This window comes from Ewingella sp. S1.OA.A_B6 (assembly GCF_049889095.1).
GTDB lineage: Bacteria > Pseudomonadota > Gammaproteobacteria > Enterobacterales > Enterobacteriaceae > Ewingella.
Genome location: NZ_JBLJFK010000074.1, coordinates 1 through 266, shown reverse-complemented (window position 1 = coordinate 266; position 266 = coordinate 1). Strand labels below are relative to the sequence as shown.

Annotated in this window: 1 rRNA gene; it reads right to left on the bottom strand. The window is 56.4% G+C overall.

Annotated features, from left to right (window positions below):
- Positions 1 to 266: ribosomal RNA gene (locus tag ACMV8I_RS21535) — 23S ribosomal RNA — on the bottom strand; the annotation flags it as partial.

The window sequence follows — 266 nt, the reverse complement described above, 5'->3', positions numbered from 1 at the left end:
GCCTTAGGGGTCGACTCACCCTGCCCCGATTAACGTTGGACAGGAACCCTTGGTCTTCCGGCGTGCGGGTTTTTCACCCGCATTATCGTTACTTATGTCAGCATTCGCACTTCTGATACCTCCAGCAACCCTCACAGGTCACCTTCAACGGCTTACAGAACGCTCCCCTACCCAACAACGCATAAGCGTCGCTGCCGCAGCTTCGGTGCATGGTTTAGCCCCGTTACATCTTCCGCGCAGGCCGACTCGACCAGTGAGCTATTACG